This window comes from Zoogloea sp., assembly GCF_017302315.1.
In the GTDB taxonomy this organism is placed as follows: Bacteria; Pseudomonadota; Gammaproteobacteria; order Burkholderiales; family Rhodocyclaceae; genus Zoogloea.
In genome coordinates this window covers 63,021-79,068 of sequence record NZ_JAFLDT010000004.1, presented here as the reverse complement: position 1 = coordinate 79,068, position 16,048 = coordinate 63,021, and the positions used below count along the sequence as shown (strand labels likewise).

14 protein-coding genes are annotated in these 16,048 nt (G+C 62.5%); 2 read left to right on the top strand and 12 right to left on the bottom strand.

Features of this window, described 5'->3' with window-relative positions:
* Positions 1-16: 16 nt before the first annotated feature.
* The 10 genes from ispG to J0L98_RS02530 form a co-directional block, all read right to left on the bottom strand.
* On the bottom strand, positions 17-1,267 hold the full coding sequence (gene ispG, locus J0L98_RS02575; protein ID WP_296409884.1) for a flavodoxin-dependent (E)-4-hydroxy-3-methylbut-2-enyl-diphosphate synthase: 1,251 nt from the start codon (positions 1,265-1,267) through the stop codon (positions 17-19).
* Between the two features lie 11 nt (positions 1,268-1,278).
* The gene (locus J0L98_RS02570) at positions 1,279-2,124 is read right to left on the bottom strand and encodes a RodZ domain-containing protein (RefSeq protein WP_296409883.1); all 846 of its coding nucleotides are present in this window, start codon (positions 2,122-2,124) and stop codon (positions 1,279-1,281) included.
* A gap of 62 nt (positions 2,125-2,186) precedes the next feature.
* The gene (gene pilW / locus J0L98_RS02565; RefSeq protein WP_296402752.1) at positions 2,187-2,975 is read right to left on the bottom strand and encodes a type IV pilus biogenesis/stability protein PilW; all 789 of its coding nucleotides are present in this window, start codon (positions 2,973-2,975) and stop codon (positions 2,187-2,189) included.
* Entirely contained in the window at positions 2,972-4,072 is a 1,101-nt protein-coding gene (gene rlmN, locus J0L98_RS02560) for a 23S rRNA (adenine(2503)-C(2))-methyltransferase RlmN (RefSeq protein ID WP_296409882.1), read from the bottom strand. Before rlmN ends, pilW begins: the two co-directional genes overlap by 4 nt.
* 45 nt (positions 4,073-4,117) lie before the next feature.
* Positions 4,118-4,543 carry a nucleoside-diphosphate kinase gene (ndk, locus tag J0L98_RS02555; RefSeq protein ID WP_296409881.1) on the bottom strand — a complete coding sequence of 142 codons (426 nt, stop codon included), beginning with the start codon at positions 4,541-4,543 and terminating at the stop codon, positions 4,118-4,120.
* 460 nt (positions 4,544-5,003) lie between these two features.
* Entirely contained in the window at positions 5,004-5,198 is a 195-nt protein-coding gene (ccoS, locus tag J0L98_RS02550; protein ID WP_296409880.1) for a cbb3-type cytochrome oxidase assembly protein CcoS, read from the bottom strand.
* A gap of 8 nt (positions 5,199-5,206) precedes the next feature.
* Entirely contained in the window at positions 5,207-7,666 is a 2,460-nt protein-coding gene (locus tag J0L98_RS02545; RefSeq protein ID WP_296409879.1) for a heavy metal translocating P-type ATPase, read from the bottom strand.
* 151 nt (positions 7,667-7,817) lie between these two features.
* The gene (locus J0L98_RS02540) at positions 7,818-9,101 is read right to left on the bottom strand and encodes a TRAP transporter large permease subunit (RefSeq protein WP_296409877.1); all 1,284 of its coding nucleotides are present in this window, start codon (positions 9,099-9,101) and stop codon (positions 7,818-7,820) included.
* Positions 9,098-9,790: a TRAP transporter small permease gene (locus J0L98_RS02535; protein ID WP_296409945.1), complete on the bottom strand. Its 693-nt coding sequence runs from the start codon at positions 9,788-9,790 to the stop codon at positions 9,098-9,100. The genes J0L98_RS02540 and J0L98_RS02535 overlap by 4 nt, the downstream gene beginning before the upstream one ends.
* A 104-nt stretch (positions 9,791-9,894) precedes the next feature.
* The gene (locus J0L98_RS02530) at positions 9,895-10,899 is read right to left on the bottom strand and encodes a TRAP transporter substrate-binding protein (protein WP_296409876.1); all 1,005 of its coding nucleotides are present in this window, start codon (positions 10,897-10,899) and stop codon (positions 9,895-9,897) included.
* A 188-nt stretch (positions 10,900-11,087) separates the two neighbouring features.
* On the opposite strand from J0L98_RS02530, the gene J0L98_RS02525 reads away from it, so the two are divergent.
* Together J0L98_RS02525 and J0L98_RS02520 are read left to right on the top strand one after the other, a co-directional pair.
* On the top strand, positions 11,088-13,046 hold the full coding sequence (locus J0L98_RS02525) for a PAS domain S-box protein (RefSeq protein WP_365954081.1): 1,959 nt from the start codon (positions 11,088-11,090) through the stop codon (positions 13,044-13,046).
* Positions 13,043-13,648: a response regulator gene (locus J0L98_RS02520; protein ID WP_296409875.1), complete on the top strand. Its 606-nt coding sequence runs from the start codon at positions 13,043-13,045 to the stop codon at positions 13,646-13,648. The genes J0L98_RS02525 and J0L98_RS02520 overlap by 4 nt, the downstream gene beginning before the upstream one ends.
* 1 nt (position 13,649) lies before the next feature.
* Here the strand turns inward: J0L98_RS02520 and tilS are convergent, their stop codons facing one another.
* Entirely contained in the window at positions 13,650-14,981 is a 1,332-nt protein-coding gene (gene tilS / locus J0L98_RS02515; RefSeq protein ID WP_296409874.1) for a tRNA lysidine(34) synthetase TilS, read from the bottom strand.
* Positions 14,968-15,936, bottom strand: a complete 969-nt coding sequence (locus tag J0L98_RS02510; protein ID WP_296402737.1) for an acetyl-CoA carboxylase carboxyltransferase subunit alpha — start codon at positions 15,934-15,936, stop codon at positions 14,968-14,970. The genes tilS and J0L98_RS02510 overlap by 14 nt, the downstream gene beginning before the upstream one ends.
* Positions 15,937-16,048 lie beyond the last annotated feature (112 nt).

Below are 16,048 nucleotides of genomic sequence, written 5' to 3'. Positions count from 1 at the left end.
GAAGACGACCGCTCTATCAGGTCGGGGCGACCTTACGGCGATAAGTACGGGCAACGTACCGCTCGATGATCGTCTTGAATTCGTTGGCGATATTGTCGCCACGCAAGGTCTGCGTTTTCACGCCGTCCTCGAATACGGGTGCTGCAGGAGACTCGCCCGTACCCGGAAGGGAAATCCCGATGTTGGCATGCTTGCTTTCGCCTGGGCCGTTAACGATGCAGCCCATCACCGCGAGATTCATGTTCTCGACGCCATCGAACTGCTCGCGCCAGATGGGCATGTTGTCGCGAACATAGCTTTGCACATCGGAAGCAAGCTCCTGGAAAAGGGTGCTTGTCGTGCGTCCGCAGCCGGGACATGCCGTCACCATCGGCGTGAACGCACGCAGCCCCATTGTCTGCAGGATCTCCTGGGCAACGATGACCTCCTGGGTTCGACTGCCATTGGGCTCAGGTGTCAGTGAGACACGTATCGTGTCGCCGACCCCCTCCTGCAGGAGTACAGCCAACGCAGCCGTCGAACCGACGATGCCCTTCGAACCCATGCCTGCCTCGGTCAAGCCCAGGTGCAGGGGATAGTCACAGCGGGCGGCCAGATCCCGATACACCGCGATCAGATCCTGCACGCTGCTCACCTTGGCGGACAGGATGATCTTGTCACCGCCCAGGCCGTACTCCTCCGCCTTCGCGGCCGACTCCAGCGCCGAGGCCACCAGGGCTTCCCGCATGACTGCACCGGCATCCCGAGGAATCTCCCTGCGGGCATTCTCATCCATGATCCGAGCCAAAACGGATTGGTCAAGACTGCCCCAATTGACACCGATGCGGACCGGTTTGTCGAAACGGCAAGCCATCTCGACGATCGAGGCGAACTGGGTATCGCGTTTGGCCCCCTGCCCCACGTTCCCCGGATTGATGCGGAACTTGGCAAGAGCCTCGGCACAGGCGGGATTGTCAGCCAGCAGCTTGTGCCCGTTGTAATGGAAATCCCCCACCAAGGGAACATCCAGATTCATGGACAGCAGTTTGTCGCGGATCTTCGGTACTGCCTTGGCGGCCTCGTCAGTGTTCACCGTGATCCGCACCAACTCCGACCCGGCCCGGGCGAGCTGCGCAACCTGCATCGAGGTGGCAAAATCATCAGCGGTATCGGTGTTGGTCATGGACTGCACCACGATGGGGCCGGCTGATCCGATCACAACGCTGCCAATCCGTACTTCACGGGTGACGCGGCGGGCGGCTGCCCGCCCGGAAAGCAGTAGATCCATGGTTCGTGTACTCATTCCAGCTTAAGACGGGCAACCGGCACCTTGGTGGATGCCCCCAGGTCGACCGGACTACCATTGCGCTCGAGCTTCACGTAGCGGGCATTGCCAACGACCAGAGACAGCGGAGCACGTGCTTCGACCTGCTCCCGCGAGCCCGCCTTGCCCAGACGCGAGAACACGATCTTGCCGTTTCCGTCCTTGACCTCCACCCAGGCGTCCTGGGTGAAATCGAAAACCAGGCGATCCATCCCATCGGGCGTCTTTGCGGCCGCCGCAGGTTCAGCCGCCTGCACCGCCGCAGTCTCGGAAACCGAAACAGCCGCGGGCGAAGTCGCCGCCGGAATCTGAGGAGGCACCACGGACGAATCGACTTGAGGCACAAGCACAGGCACGGGCACCGACACCGCCCCAACCGGCGGAGATGACTCGGTCGGCGGGGCAGCCTCAGAAGGAGCAGGAAGACTGGCGGCAAGCTCCTCGGCCGGTCTGGAGCGAAGGGTATCGTAGTACCAGCCCGCAACAACGACACCCAGCAGGGCAAGCGCCGCAAGGATGCCGGGAATCACGGAACGCCGGAAACGCCCTCGCCCAACCTCGGGCATCTCCCCCTGGGCGTTTGAGCTGGGCGCCAGCTCCACATCTGCGCCAGCCTCCTGAGGATCAAGCTGCGCCAACAAGGGCGCAGGATCCATCTTGAGCAGACGAGCGTAATTGCGCAGGAAGCCCCGTGTAAACGCGTATCCGGGCAGGAGATCGAAACGGCCCGCCTCGAGGGCTTCTATCTGGCGCGGATTGAGCTTGAGCGCATGGGCAACCTCGGGAACACTAAGCCCCTGGGCCTCACGGGTATGTCGCAATCCTTCACCAGCAGAGGGCTCCTCAGCCAGGTTCGAGGAAGACGGCAAAGCTTGAGAATCTGTCACTGATACTGCCCTTGCAGAAATGCCTGATATTCGGGGGAAGTGGGAAAACGTCGGCGTAGCTGCTGCACGAGGGTCGCTTCGGCAGCACGATCACCAAGACGGCGCTCAACGCGGATACCAAGCCACAGGCTTTCAGCGGTGGGTTCCCCGCCTTCATGCAAGGCCGCGACGTACCTCCGTGAGGCCTCGTAAGCGCCGCGGCGATAGGTAATGGCAGCGAGGTGATAGATGGCCTGAAGATTCGTCGGGTCCGCCTCAAGGGAGCGCAGGAACTGCTCTTCGGCCGCCCTGTCGTTCTTCAGCCGGACATGGCACAGGCCCGCATTGGTGAACGCCCGGGCCGGACTCTGATAGTAGGGATTCCGGGCCGCCGTATTCAGGAGTTCGAGCCCGGCCTGCTCCTTGCCGACGGAGCACAGGAACCATCCGTACGAGTTCATCACTTCCGGGTCGCCTGGAGCAAGACGCAGGGCGTGGGCAAAATTCGCCTCCGCGATCGCGTTCTCCTCAAGGAACATATGCACCTGACCCATTAACTGATAGACAGGCGCGTAGCCGGAATCGTAAGCCGCGGCGGCACGGGCCTCATCGAGCGCAACGCCGAAACGCCCGGCCTGAAAGTAGGCCTGCCCCAGTTCCACATGCACCTTTGCCTTGCGCCGCCCGTCACTCTGAACGGGCTGTTCGGATACCGGACGTTCAAGGCGTGCCACGCCCCCGGGGATCTGTGGCCCGGCACAGGCCGACAGCAGGAGCGGAATGGACAAGAGCACAAGACGCTTCAAGTTCGGACCTCCCCAATCGGCACGATACGCGTCGTACGGCGGGTCTTGTCCTGCACTTGACCGGCAAGCTGACCGCAAGCCGCATCCACGTCATCTCCGCGTGTCTTGCGCGTCGTGGTGACGATGCCCGCATCAATGAGTATTTCGGCAAAACGCCGGATCTGCGGCGCCGGAGAACGCTCGAAGCCGGACCCCGGAAACGGGTTGAACGGAATGAGGTTGAACTTGCAGGGCACGTCCCGCACAAGGGCAATCAGTTCGCGGGCATGGGCATCGGAATCGTTGATTCCGTCCAGCATGACGTACTCGAAGGTGATGAAGTCACGCGGCGCCTTCTCGAGATAACGCCGGCAAGCCGCCATCAGCTCGCGGAGGGGATATTTCTGATTGATCGGCACCAACCTGTCGCGCAGGGCGTCATTGGACGCGTGCAGCGACACGGCAAGCGCCGTGGGACAGGTGTCGCGCAGGCGATCCATGGCCGGGACGATGCCGGACGTGGACACCGTGACACGTCGCCGGGACAGACCATAGGCGTTGTCGTCGAGCATCAGCTTGAGCGCCGACACCACGTTGTCGAAATTGGCAAGGGGCTCGCCCATGCCCATCATCACCACATTGCTGATGACCCGCTCGCCGTCACCATTGGCGCCCAGCATGCGATTGGCCAGCCACAACTGGCCGATGATCTCGGCTGCACTGAGGTTGCGGTTGAAGCCCTGCTTGCCGGTCGAACAGAACGCACAATCAAGGGCACATCCCGCCTGGGAGGAAATGCACAGGGTGCCACGGTTGGTTTCGGGAATGAACACCGTTTCGACCGCATTGGCGTTACCGACATCCAGCAGCCACTTGCGTGTGCCATCCGTGGAAACACTGTCACGCACCGGCACCGGCGGCGTGATGCGGGCCGTCCCCGCGAGCTTGGCCCGCAGGGACTTGGCCACGTCGGTCATCTGCTCAAAATCGGTGACACCAAAACGATGCACCCAGCGGAGCACCTGCTTGGCGCGGAACGGCTTCTCACCCTGCTGGACAAACCAGTCGGTGAGGGCTTCGGCATCGAAATCGAGAAGATTGACCACGGGCAGTTCCATCCTTGGTTGCGGGAAGAAGACATCTCACCCCGCAACCAGAGATCATCAACGGCTGTAAACGTTCATGCCGGGGAAGAAGAAGGCAACTTCGACCGCCGCAGTTTCGGGCGCGTCGGAGCCATGCACAGCGTTGGCATCAATGGATTCGGCAAAATCGGCACGGATGGTGCCTTTATCGGCCTTCTTCGGGTCCGTGGCGCCCATCAGCTCACGGTTCTTGGCGATGGCGTTCTCCCCTTCGAGGCACTGGATCATCACCGGGCCGGACGTCATGAAGGAAACGAGATCCTTGAAGAAGGGACGCTCCTTGTGCACGGCATAGAACTCGCCGGCTTCACGCTCGGAAAGGTGCACGAGCTTGGCAGCAATGATCTTCAGGCCGGCGCCTTCGAAGCGGGCGTAGATCTGGCCGATCACGTTCTTGGCGACGGCATCGGGTTTGATGATGGACAGGGTACGTTCAATGGCCATGAGGCAGACTCCAGTGAGACAAGGGATGGTCGAAAAACTAAAGCCCGGAATTTTAGCAGGTTGGCGCTGCAGATCGGCGCTTTTCCGCGCAGGCCGCCATGAGAGCGAGTGAAAAGCAAGGGACGCCAGCGGCAAGTGCCCGGCGGAGCACGAGATAAACCCAGGGACGGAACGACTGAAGACCCCATCTCGGGTCCGACAAGGCGGTCGGACAGCAAGGGCGCATGGAGGGCATTCGTCGTGTGGCGACAGGGGGGCGACGAAACAAAAAAAAGGGTGCGCATCGCGCACCCCCAACCCCAACAGAGAGACTTCAGTCTTGGCGCCATCGCGCCACGAAAACGCATGTTGTTGCTCGTGTTCGCGTTTTCAACTTGGAGCGAAGTATGCGCACTTCCCTGCCCGGGCGTCTTGATTTGGGTCAAAAACCATTCAGATAGAAGGGTGAATTTTCGATTTGTCAGCGGGGCTCGGCGCCTTCCTCTCCCTTGACCGGAGGCTTCGCCGACGGCGGAGCGTCATCGTCGACCACCACCCGATAACCCGGCCCTTCGAGATCATCAAACTGACCGCTCCGCACCGACCACCAGAATACGACCCCGATCACGAAAACCAGCACAACGGACAGCGGTATCAGCAAGTAAAGGCTTTCCATGGGAATCCTCAGCGGGACAGCCTGCGCTGGAGGCGCAGGGCGTTCAGAACGACAAAGAGTGAACTCGCCGACATGCCGATACCTGCCATCCAGGGTGTGACGAGCCCAAGCATGGCAAGGGGTATCGCTGTGAAATTATAGGCAAACGACCACCATAGGTTCTGCCTGATGATGGCAAGCGCCCGCCGGGACAGGCTGACGCCGTCAGCAAGAGACAAGAGGTGACCGTTCAGCAGAACGATGTCAGCCTGATTGCGGGCCAGATCGGTACCGCCGCCCATGGCCACCGATACCTGCGCCTGGGCCAGCACCGGGGCGTCGTTCACGCCATCGCCCACCATGGCAATCACGGCATCACCCTTTTGCAGGGCCACCAGGCCGCTATGCTTGTCCTCGGGCGTCATGCCGCCGAGGGCCTGTGCTACACCGAGGCGGCGACCCAACTCCTCGACGGTGGAAGGCGTATCGCCACTGAAGATGGAAAGAGCGATACCCTTTCTACGCAGAGACTCGAAAGCCGCGGGGCAATCCTCCCTGAGCCCATCGGACAGGGTGAAGCCAGCCAGCCAGCCCTTCTCCGACCCCAGGGCAATCACGGTACGGCCCGAGCGTTCGTCTTCACGCAGAGCCTCGGGCACCGGCGAACCGGTCAGGTCGGCAACGAAGCTCGGCCGCCCGATACGATGGCGCACACCGGCCAGCGAACCCGACACGCCCTGCCCCGTGGTCGCGGCGAGTTCGACGAGGACCGGCAAGGCCGCGGTCCCCACCCGCAGACGCAGCGCCGCAGCGATGGCATGTTCGGACCCCTGTTCGAGCGCAGCAGCCAGCGCCAGGACATCCGCCTCTTCGGCACGGCCCAACAGGCGGATCTGCTCGACCCGCATCTCGCCATAGGTAAGGGTTCCAGTCTTGTCGAAAACGAAATGATCGGCGCGGGCCAGGGCTTCGATGGCGTGCCCACGGGTCACCAATACACCGATGCGAGCCAGCGCATCGGTGGCCACCGTGAGGGCCACCGGCGTTGCAAGGGACAAAGCGCAGGGGCAGCTCACCACCAGCACCGAAACAAAGACCCACAAAGCCCGGTCTGGATCGGTCCACCACCACCACGCGGCCGTTACCACCGCAAGCACCAGCAACGCTACGATGAAATATGCGGCGACGCGGTCGGCCTGCTGGACGACCCTCGGCTTCTCTGCCGACGCTCGCTCCATCAGATGGCGGATGGCCGCAAGCCGGGTGTTGTCGCCGGTGCGACTGACCCGCACGGTCAGGGGGCTTCCGATGTTGAGGCTTCCGCCCGTCACCTCGCCCCCCGGCGTCTTTGGCACTGGCCGGCTCTCACCCGTGAGGAGGGCTTCGTTGACCTCGCTGCTGCCGCCAACCACCACACCGTCCGCGGGGACGGTTTCACCGGGCTTGATGCGGATAATGTCACCCACCAGGAGCTGCGAGACGGGCACCCGCTCTCCCTCGGGCAGCGGGTAGGCCGCCAGTCGCTCAGCAAAGGCGGGCAAGGCCTTGCCCAGCTCCTCGACCCCTCGCACAGCCTTCTGACGGGCAAGCATTTCGACGTAACGCCCGCACAGCAGAAAGAACACAAACATGGTGACCGAGTCGAAGTACACCTCCCCCTTGCCCGTGAAGGTGGCCCAACAACTTGCCACGAAGGCCGCCCCCACGCCGAGGGCTACGGGCACGTCCATTCCCAGGCGACGCAGGCGCACGTCACGCAGGGCGTGGCTGAAGAAGGGCGCTGCGGAGTACAGCACCACCGGCGCGGTGAGAATCAGGCTGGCCCAGCGCATCAACAACTCGATGTCGGCCGTCATGTCGCCAGGATCGGCCACGTACACCGGAAAGGCGTACATCATGACCTGCATCATGCCGAAGCCGGCCACGAACAGACGCCACAGGGCGGAACGACGCTCGCGCTGGGAAATCTGCTCCGACCGGGCGGAGTCATAGGGATAGGCCCGGTAACCAATGGCCTGGATGGCCCCGAGAATGTCGGAGAGCTTGATCCGGCGCTCGTCCCATCGCACCCGTGCCCGCCGGGTGGCGTAGTTGATGTCCACCGCCGTGACTCCGGGCTGATGGGCGACGTGCTGCTCGTTGAGCCAGATGCAGGCGGCACAGGTGATGCCTTCGAGGATCAGGTCGGCTTCCCGCTCGTGTTCACCAATAGGCTTGACGAAGCCTTGCTGAAAATCCGGATGATCGAAAAGCCCCAGTTCCTTGAGCTCGTCGGGCATGGCCTCGCGGGCTTGCTCGGGCAGCGTGTCGCGGCGCTTGTAGTAATCCACCAAGCCGCTACTCACGATGGACTGGGCAACAGCCTGACACCCCGTACAGCACATCCGGTGCGGCACCCCTTCGATCTCCACCTGGAGATCCACGTCGGCGGGGATGGGTAGCCCGCAGTGATAGCAGTCGTGCTCGGACGACGGGAGAGATTCAGACAACAGGAGCCTCGCAGACGACACGCGCGACCGGACGGCCGCAGTAAACACGTTCTTTTATCACAAAGCGCAGGCCCGGCAAAACGCACCCCGAACCCGCAAAAGCCGAAAGCGCGCCACAAGGGCGCGCTTTCGGACATTCAGCAGGAGAGAATCAGATCATCCCAAGCATGCGCGGGAACCACAGGGACAGACCCGGCCAATAGGTGACCAGCCCCAGGAACACCAGCATCGACAGCAGCCACGGCCATACAGCCACCGTCAGCTCTGTGATACCCATCTTGGTGATGCCCGAAGCCACATAGAGGTTCAACCCCACTGGCGGATGGCACATGCCCACTTCCATGTTCACCACCATGATGATGCCGAAGTGCACCGGATCGATTCCCAGCTTAATGGCCACCGGGAACAGGATCGGCGCGAAGATCAACACGATGGACGAGGGCTCCATGAAGTTGCCGGCCAGCAGCAACAGCACGTTGACCGCGAGCAGGAAGGCGACAACACCCAACCCGTTGCCCAGCATCCACTCGGCCAGGGCCTGCGGGATGTTCTCGTTGGTCATGATGAAGCTGAACAGCACCGCGTTGGTGATGATGTAGAGCAGCATCGCCGACATGTTGGCCGAGTTGAGCAGCACCTTGGGCACGTCCTTCAGGGGCATGTCGCGGTACACAAACACGGCCACGAAGAAAGCGTACATGGCGCTCATCGCCGCCGCTTCGGTGGGCGTAAACATGCCGGTGTAGATACCACCCATCACCACCACGATCAGCAGCAGGCCCCAAACGGACTCCTTGAAGGCCTTCACGCGCTCAGCCACCGACGCCTTGGGCTGACGGGGGTAGTTGAACTTGCGCGCCCGGTACCAGGTGACGCCGCCGAGCGTCGCCGCCAGGGCCAAGCCCGGCACCACGCCGGCCATGAACAGCGCACCGACGGAGGTGTTGGTGGCCACCGAGTACATCACCATGACGATGGACGGCGGGATCAGGATGCCCAGCGCGCCGGCAGTGGTGATGATGCCGGCCCCGAACTTGTTCGGAAAACCCGCCCTGACCATCGCCGGCAGCAGGATGGAGCCGATTGCCACCACGGTGGCCGGCGAAGAGCCCGACACCGCCGCGAACAGCGCACAGGCCAGCACACCGGCCAGGCCCAGGCCACCATACCAGTGCCCAACCATGGAGGTGGCGAAGTTGATCATCCGCTTGGCCACGCCACCGTGGGTCAGGAAGTTGCCCGCCAGGATGAAGAACGGGATCGCCATGATCTCGAACTTCTCGATGCCGGTGAACAGCTTGAGGGCTACCGACTCAAGCGGCACCTGCGTCATCGTGAACAGGAAGGACAACACGGTGAGGCCGAGGGAAATGGAGATCGGCATCCCCGTCAGCATCAGGGCCAGCAGGATCCCGAAGATGATTGCGGCGTTCATTTGCGGTCTCCTTCACGGTCGCCGAGCGGCTTGTGCTTGAGGTCGTGGATGTGGAGGTTGTCGTCCAGCGAGTAGGGATTCGCATCCACCGCGGCGACTTCGTCTTCAAGACCATCCACATGACCGTGGTCGTGGTGGGGCAACTCGCCCGTCTTGAGGAAGTTCCAGGTCACCTGCAGGAAGCGGAAACACATCAGGCTGGAACCCAGGGGAATCGCGCTATACACGATCCAGGTCGGCCATTCGAGGTCGGGCGTGGTGGGGCCTTCAGGTACGTCGCCGAATTCGGCGCCGGTCATGCCCAGGAAGGCGTAGTGGGCACCGTTCTCCCACACGAAATGGCCGCCCAGCGTGGCGACGATGCCCGTAAACAGGGCGCCGGCCAGCAGGCCGAAGATGATGAACTTGCTGCGGTTGCTGTCGGACAGGCGGTTGATGAGCACATCGACACCCACGTGGATGCCGGTACGCACGCCATAGGCGGCGCCGAACTTGGCCATCCACACGAACATGATGATGCACAGCTCCTGGGCCCAGCTAAAGTTGAGGGACAGCAACCAGTCCTGCAGACCGGGAATGCTGAGACCCGCCAGATAGCGGTGAACCACGGACAGGAAGATGATGGCCGTGGCCCCGCCCATCAGGAAGGTGATGATCCACTCTTCCAGGTGATCGAGTAATTTCATGATTTAGCCTCGCAGAGAATTGCGATTGGATGCGTCGGGACGGAACCCGGGCCTGGCGTCCTCCCGGCCTGCGGGAAGACGCCCTTCGGACGTGAAGCGGAGAGTGCTTACAGCTTCGCGGGATCGAAGCCGGTTTCCTTGTAAATGGACTGAATCAGATCCTTGCCGATGCGGCCTTCCATCTTCTGATGCACCGGGACCATGGCCTTCTTGAAGGCCAGCTTCTCTTCCTTGGTCGGCACATAGACCTGGGTCTTGCCACTCTTCTTGATGCCTTCAAGAGACTTGTCGTTCTCTTCCTGGGCAATCTTGTTGGCGTAAACCGTGGACTCCCTCATGGCCGTTTCCAGCTGGCCGCGAATGTCGGCCGGCAGGCCATCCCAGAACTTCTTGTTGGCGATGACCGCATAGCCGAGGTAACCGTGATCGGTCACGGTCAGATGCTTCTGCACCTCATGCATCTTCTGGGTGAACATGTTGGAGTGCGGGTTTTCGGTACCATCCACCACACCCGTCTGCAGAGCCTGATACACCTCGGAGAAGGCCATCACCTGGGGCAGACCACCCACCGTGCGGATCTCTTCTTCCAGCACCTTGGACGACTGGATGCGCAGCTTCTTGCCCTTCAGGTCGGCCGGGGTGCGGATCGGGGTATTGGCGGAGAAGGACTTGAAGCCATTGTCCCAGTAGGCCAGACCAACGATGCCCTTGGGCTCCAGCTTCTTCAGGATGCTGGCGCCAACGGGGCCCTGGGTGATGCGGTGCAGCTCGGTGTAGTCGTCAAAAATGTAGGGCAGATCGAAGACTTCAAATTCCTTCACGCCCAACGGCCCGAACTTCGCCAGGGACGGCGCCAGCATCTGCACGGCGCCCAGCTGGAGGGCTTCCAGTTCTTCCTTGTCCTTGTACAGTGCACTATTGGCGTAGACCTCGACCTTCACCTTGCCCTTGGTCAGCTCCTCGGCACGCTTCTTGAAGAACTCGGAAGCCTTGCCCTTGGGCGTATCGACAGCCACGACGTGGCTGAACTTGATCACGATCGGGGCCTGGGCAGACGCCGAGGCGCAGAAGCCGAGGGCAGCGAGGCTGAAAAGTACGGTGCGCAGTTTCATTTTCCTGTCTCCATCATTGGAATTGGTGCGAAGTTGGAGCCTTCAGAACAACAGCAGGCTACCCCTGCACTATCGGCACGCCGCCATGCTGCAGCAATTGTGGTCATCCGCAGTGTGGAAAGCGCTGATGGTATTGCCAACCGGTTCGGGCGATAACGTGGACAAACCAACCCGTGATACTTGACCCCTTGCCTCTTCCTGCCCCCTCCCCACCGCCGAGCTGGTACTGGAGCCTGCCCTACGCGGCGGTGGCGTTGTTTGTGGCCACCATGGCGGCGCTACTGTGGCTGACCCATCGGCAGGACGCGGAAGAACAACGGGCCACCCTGATCAACGACGTGCTGTGGATGGAGCAGAACCTGGGCTTCCAGTTCGAGCGTAACAACAGCCACCTCACCCAACTGGGCACAGAGCTGCTCAAAAACGCGCCACTTACCCCGACCACCGAGGCCCGCCTGCGCCAGGCCCTCGACCCGGAGAGCGGGTTGATCCGGATTCTGTGGCTGAACGGCAACGGCGACGTGAAAGGCGCCCAGCCGCCCTACACAGACAGCCATCTGGTGGGCGAAACCGGCGGCACTTTCCCTTCCAGTTCGGCCTACCGCCTGTCCCGCTCCATGGGCCGACCGGTGTACAGCGATGCCTATGCGGTCATCGAGAACCAGACCCAGTTCGAAGTACACGTGCCGATATTCGAAGGCGGGCGTTACCAGGGCTCGGTCGTCGGTGTCTATTCCCTCAACAACATGATCTCCCGTCAGGTGCCCTGGTGGTTCTCCGAACGTTACCGGGTATCGGTGGACAACAGCCTGGGGGTCGAGATCGCAGCCAAGTCACGGGTCTCCCCCCTTTCCGGCCTGAGCTATGAGATCCCCTTCGACCCTCCGGGTCACGGCCTGACTCTCAATGTGACGGCATACAAAAGCGAAGTACGCTGGATCCCCCTGCTCCTCATGGGCTCCCTAGGTGTGCTGGCCGGCGCCATCGTCTGGAGCCTGTGGCAGCTACGCCGCCACATGCAGCGCCGCCAAGCCGCCGAGCAGGCTCTGCGTGCCGAGCACGCCTTCCGCAAGGCCATGGAGGACTCCCTCAACACCGGCATGCGGGCCCGTGACCTTCAAGGGCGCATCACCTATGTCAATCCGGCGTTCTGCCGCATGGTCGGATGGAGCGCCGAGGAACTGGTCGGTCTGCTCCCCCCCATGCCCTACTGGGCACCCGAGGCCCTGGAACGAACCCTGACAGTCCACGAAATGGTGTTGGGCGGCCATGCCCCACCCCAGGGCATCGAGATCCGCCTGATGCGCAAGAATGGTGAGCGCTTCGACGCGCTGCTCATCGAAGCGCCTTTGATCGACTCGGAGGGCCGGCACATCGGCTGGATGGGTTCCATGGTGGACGTCACCGAACAGAAAAATGCCCAGGAGCTGGCCCGCCAGCAGCAGGAGCGCCTGCAGGCCACGGCCCGGCTCGTAACCATGGGGGAGATGGCCTCCACCCTGGCCCACGAACTCAATCAACCCCTTGCGGCGATCTCCAGCTACAACACGGGGTGCATCAACATGATCGGCAACGGGGACATGTCTCCCCGCGAGCTCACCGGCATTCTCGAGAAGATCGGCAAACAGGCCCAGCGCGCAGGCCAGATCATCAGGCGGGTCCATGCCTTCGTCAGACGCAGCGAACCCAAATGTGAGCCAGTGGACCTCAACGCGATCCTGCGCGAAGCCGTCGGACTGGTGGAGCCCGATGCCGAACGGCGTGGTGTGAACATTCACCAGGATCTGGCCGACGCCCTGCCCCCCGTCGCCGCCGACCCCGTGATGATCGAACAGGTTGCCGTCAATCTCATCCGCAACGGCATGGATGCCATGGCCGATGCCCCCCGGGCTCAGCGCAATCTCCAGCTCGTCACGCGTCTGCAGGACGACATGCTGATTCTCAGCGTCGCTGACCGCGGCAAAGGCATTGCTCCCGAAGTGGCTGAAAAGCTCTTCGCCCCTTTCTTCACCACCAAGGAAGAAGGCATGGGCATGGGGCTCAACATCTGCCGCTCCATCGCTGAACTTCACCGGGGCCGCCTGAGCTTCGAGGAGAACCCGGGCGGTGGTACGATTTTTTACTTCTCGCTTCCTGTTCTGCCATGAATCCACCCCTTGCCCATATTGTCGACGACGACGAGGCCATCCGCGATGCGCTTACTTGGCTGCTCCGCACCCGCAACGTAGCGTCCCGGGCTTGGTCATCGGCGGAGGAATTCCTTGCAGCCTGGCAGCCTGACTTCCATGGATGCGTCGTGCTGGATATCCGGATGCGCGAAATGAGCGGCCTGGAGTGTTTCGACGTCCTGCTTGAACGCGGCAACAACATGCCGGTGATCTTCCTCACCGGCCACGGAGACGTCCCCATGGCCGTCGGTGCCCTCAAAAAAGGGGCTTTCGACTTTCTCGAAAAGCCCTTCGATGACAACGCCCTCGTTGATGTAGTGATCCGGGCCATGGAAAGCGACGCCAGGCGCACGGCCAGCCAAGAGGCCCAGGCCACCATGAGCAGTCGCCTGGCGCAACTGACCCCTCGGGAAATCGAGGTGATGCATCTGGTCCTCACGGGCAAATTCAACAAGGTGATCGCCGACGAATTGAACATCTCGATGCGGACGGTAGAGGTGCACCGCTCCCGTGTTTTCGAGAAGATGGGCGTGCGCTCGGCGGTGGAACTGGCCCAATTGCTGGCGCCAGGGCGCGACTGATTCAGGCTGTCTCGGACCAGTCAGGCACCACACCCGGCTCGCCGGGCGGGCAGCGGAAGGCCACATCCACGCCGCCCCCGGCGACCCACGCCAAGCGTCCCTCCACCCACAGCAGTGGCAGTGATCGACGCCGCCAGGGTGGGATGGCGGCCTCCTGCAGCAGATTCTTGATGCTCCGTGCAGGGCCGTCAGGTCGCGGACGGAGACGCTCACCCCCCACCCGTGGACGTAGTTCGCAGCACGCACCACGCAGCATTGATGCGGCAATGCCCTGCCCCACGGCAGCGTTGAAGGCCACGGCACCGCCTGCCCACGCCAACCGGGGCTCACCCGCCCAAACCTGCGGCAAGGCCATCACGGGCAGGCCGGCAGGCTCGATCCACCAGGCGTCCCGATATACACACAGGGCGTGGCTCCCCAGCACCAGGCGCCAGCCAGTCGCCGCCGTCTCCTGGCGCATCTGCCGCTCCGCCTCCCTCAACCGGTCCTCATCGGGCATCAGCGCCCCGGCCCCATGGAGGGCGCGGCGCAAAACATTGCGCAAACGGGGCGACGTGAGCCCCAGCGCCATAGAATGGTTGAAGCGACGCTCAGCCGTGCCACCCATGGCCGCGAGATCCAGGTCGGCCAGATCGTCCAGCAGATCCGCCGCCTCGGCGCACAGGCGCCCGGTACGGGCCAGCCCGGCAGAGGCGCCGGCCTGATGTGCCTCAATGCGTGGCAGAACCTCCAGACGCAGGAAATTGCGGGAAAACCGTGGATCCTGGTTACTGGGATCGTCGACCCAGAGCAGGGTGTGCTCGTCGGCGTAAGCCTGAAGATCACGACGGGGCACATCCAGCAAGGGCCGCCAGATGGCCACCCCACCGGCGCGGGCATCCCATACGCGCATGCCCCCTGCTCCTCGCATCCCTGCCCCCCGCAGGGCGCGAAACAGCACGGTCTCAGCCTGATCACCCTGGTGGTGGGCGAGGACCAGGCAGGCGCCATCGGCATCCTCCTGCAGAGCCCCGTGGCGGGCCTCCCGTGCAGCCGCCTCGAGCCCGCCAGGATGGTCGCGCCTGACCACGACCTCCCGCACAAGAAATGGCACGCCCAAGCGGTCGCAAAACTGCCGACACCGCACGGCCCATGCATTCGCCCCAGGAATCAAGCCGTGGTTGACATGGACAGCGGAGAGTTCGAAGCCGAGCGCCTCGCGAAGACCCGCGAGAACATGCAGAAGAACGGTGGAATCAAGTCCGCCACTCAGGCCGATCCTGAGGCGGGTCGGCGTGACCGGAAGCTGCCGCCAATGACGGACGACAGCCGAGACAGGCTCAGTCGACGGCAATTTCCTTGAACTTGCCGTAGCTCATCAGACGTTCGAAACGCCGCTCCAGCAACTCGGAGGGAGAAAGCTCGGAGACTTGGCGCAGGGCATCCTGGAGCGCCCGCTTGAGGTTCTGGGCCATGGCCCGGTGATCCCGGTGGGCACCACCGACAGGTTCGCTCACGACCTTGTCGATCAACCCGAGCGACTTCAAGCGCGAAGCGGTGATCCCCATGGTCTCGGCGGCATCGGAAGCCCGTTCGGCACTCTTCCAGAGAATGGAGGCGCACCCCTCCGGAGAAATCACGGAGTAGGTAGAGTACTGAAGCATCAGCAGCTGGTCACCGACGGCAATCGCCAGCGCCCCGCCCGAACCGCCTTCACCGATGATGGTACAGATCAAGGGCACCTTCAGTTCGGCCATCACAAACAGGTTGTGGCCGATGGCCTCCGACTGCCCCCGTTCCTCCGCATCGATGCCGGGGTAGGCACCCGGCGTATCGACGAAGGTGAACACCGGCAGGTTGAACTTCTCGGCCAGTTTCATCAGGCGCATGGCCTTGCGATAGCCTTCCGGCCGGGGCATGCCGAAATTGCGATGGATCTTCTCCTTGGTATCGCGCCCCTTCTGGTGGCCGATGATCATGCACGACTGACCATTGAAGCGGGCCAGACCACCCACAATGGCCTTGTCGTCGGCGAAACTGCGGTCCCCATGAAGCTCTTCGAAATCGGTGAAGATGTGCTGCACGTAATCGAGCGTATAGGGACGCTGCGGGTGACGGGCCACCAACGCACACTGCCAGGGCGTGAGCTTTCCGTAGATTTCCTTGGTCAGGCCGTAATTCTTCTGCTCAAGACGGCCGATCTCCTCGGAGATATCCACCGCCGAATCATCCTGCACAAAGCGTAGTTCTTCGATCTTTGCCTCGAGTTCCGCAATAGGCTGTTCAAAATCTAGGAACGTGGTTTTCATCAGGTCGAGCTCGCAAAAATTTTTGCCATTTTACCCCATCCCCCCCTGCGACGGGCGCCAGGGCCGGCCCAAACGCCGCCAAAGGCCGAAAATCGCATTGCTGCAAGGCGCC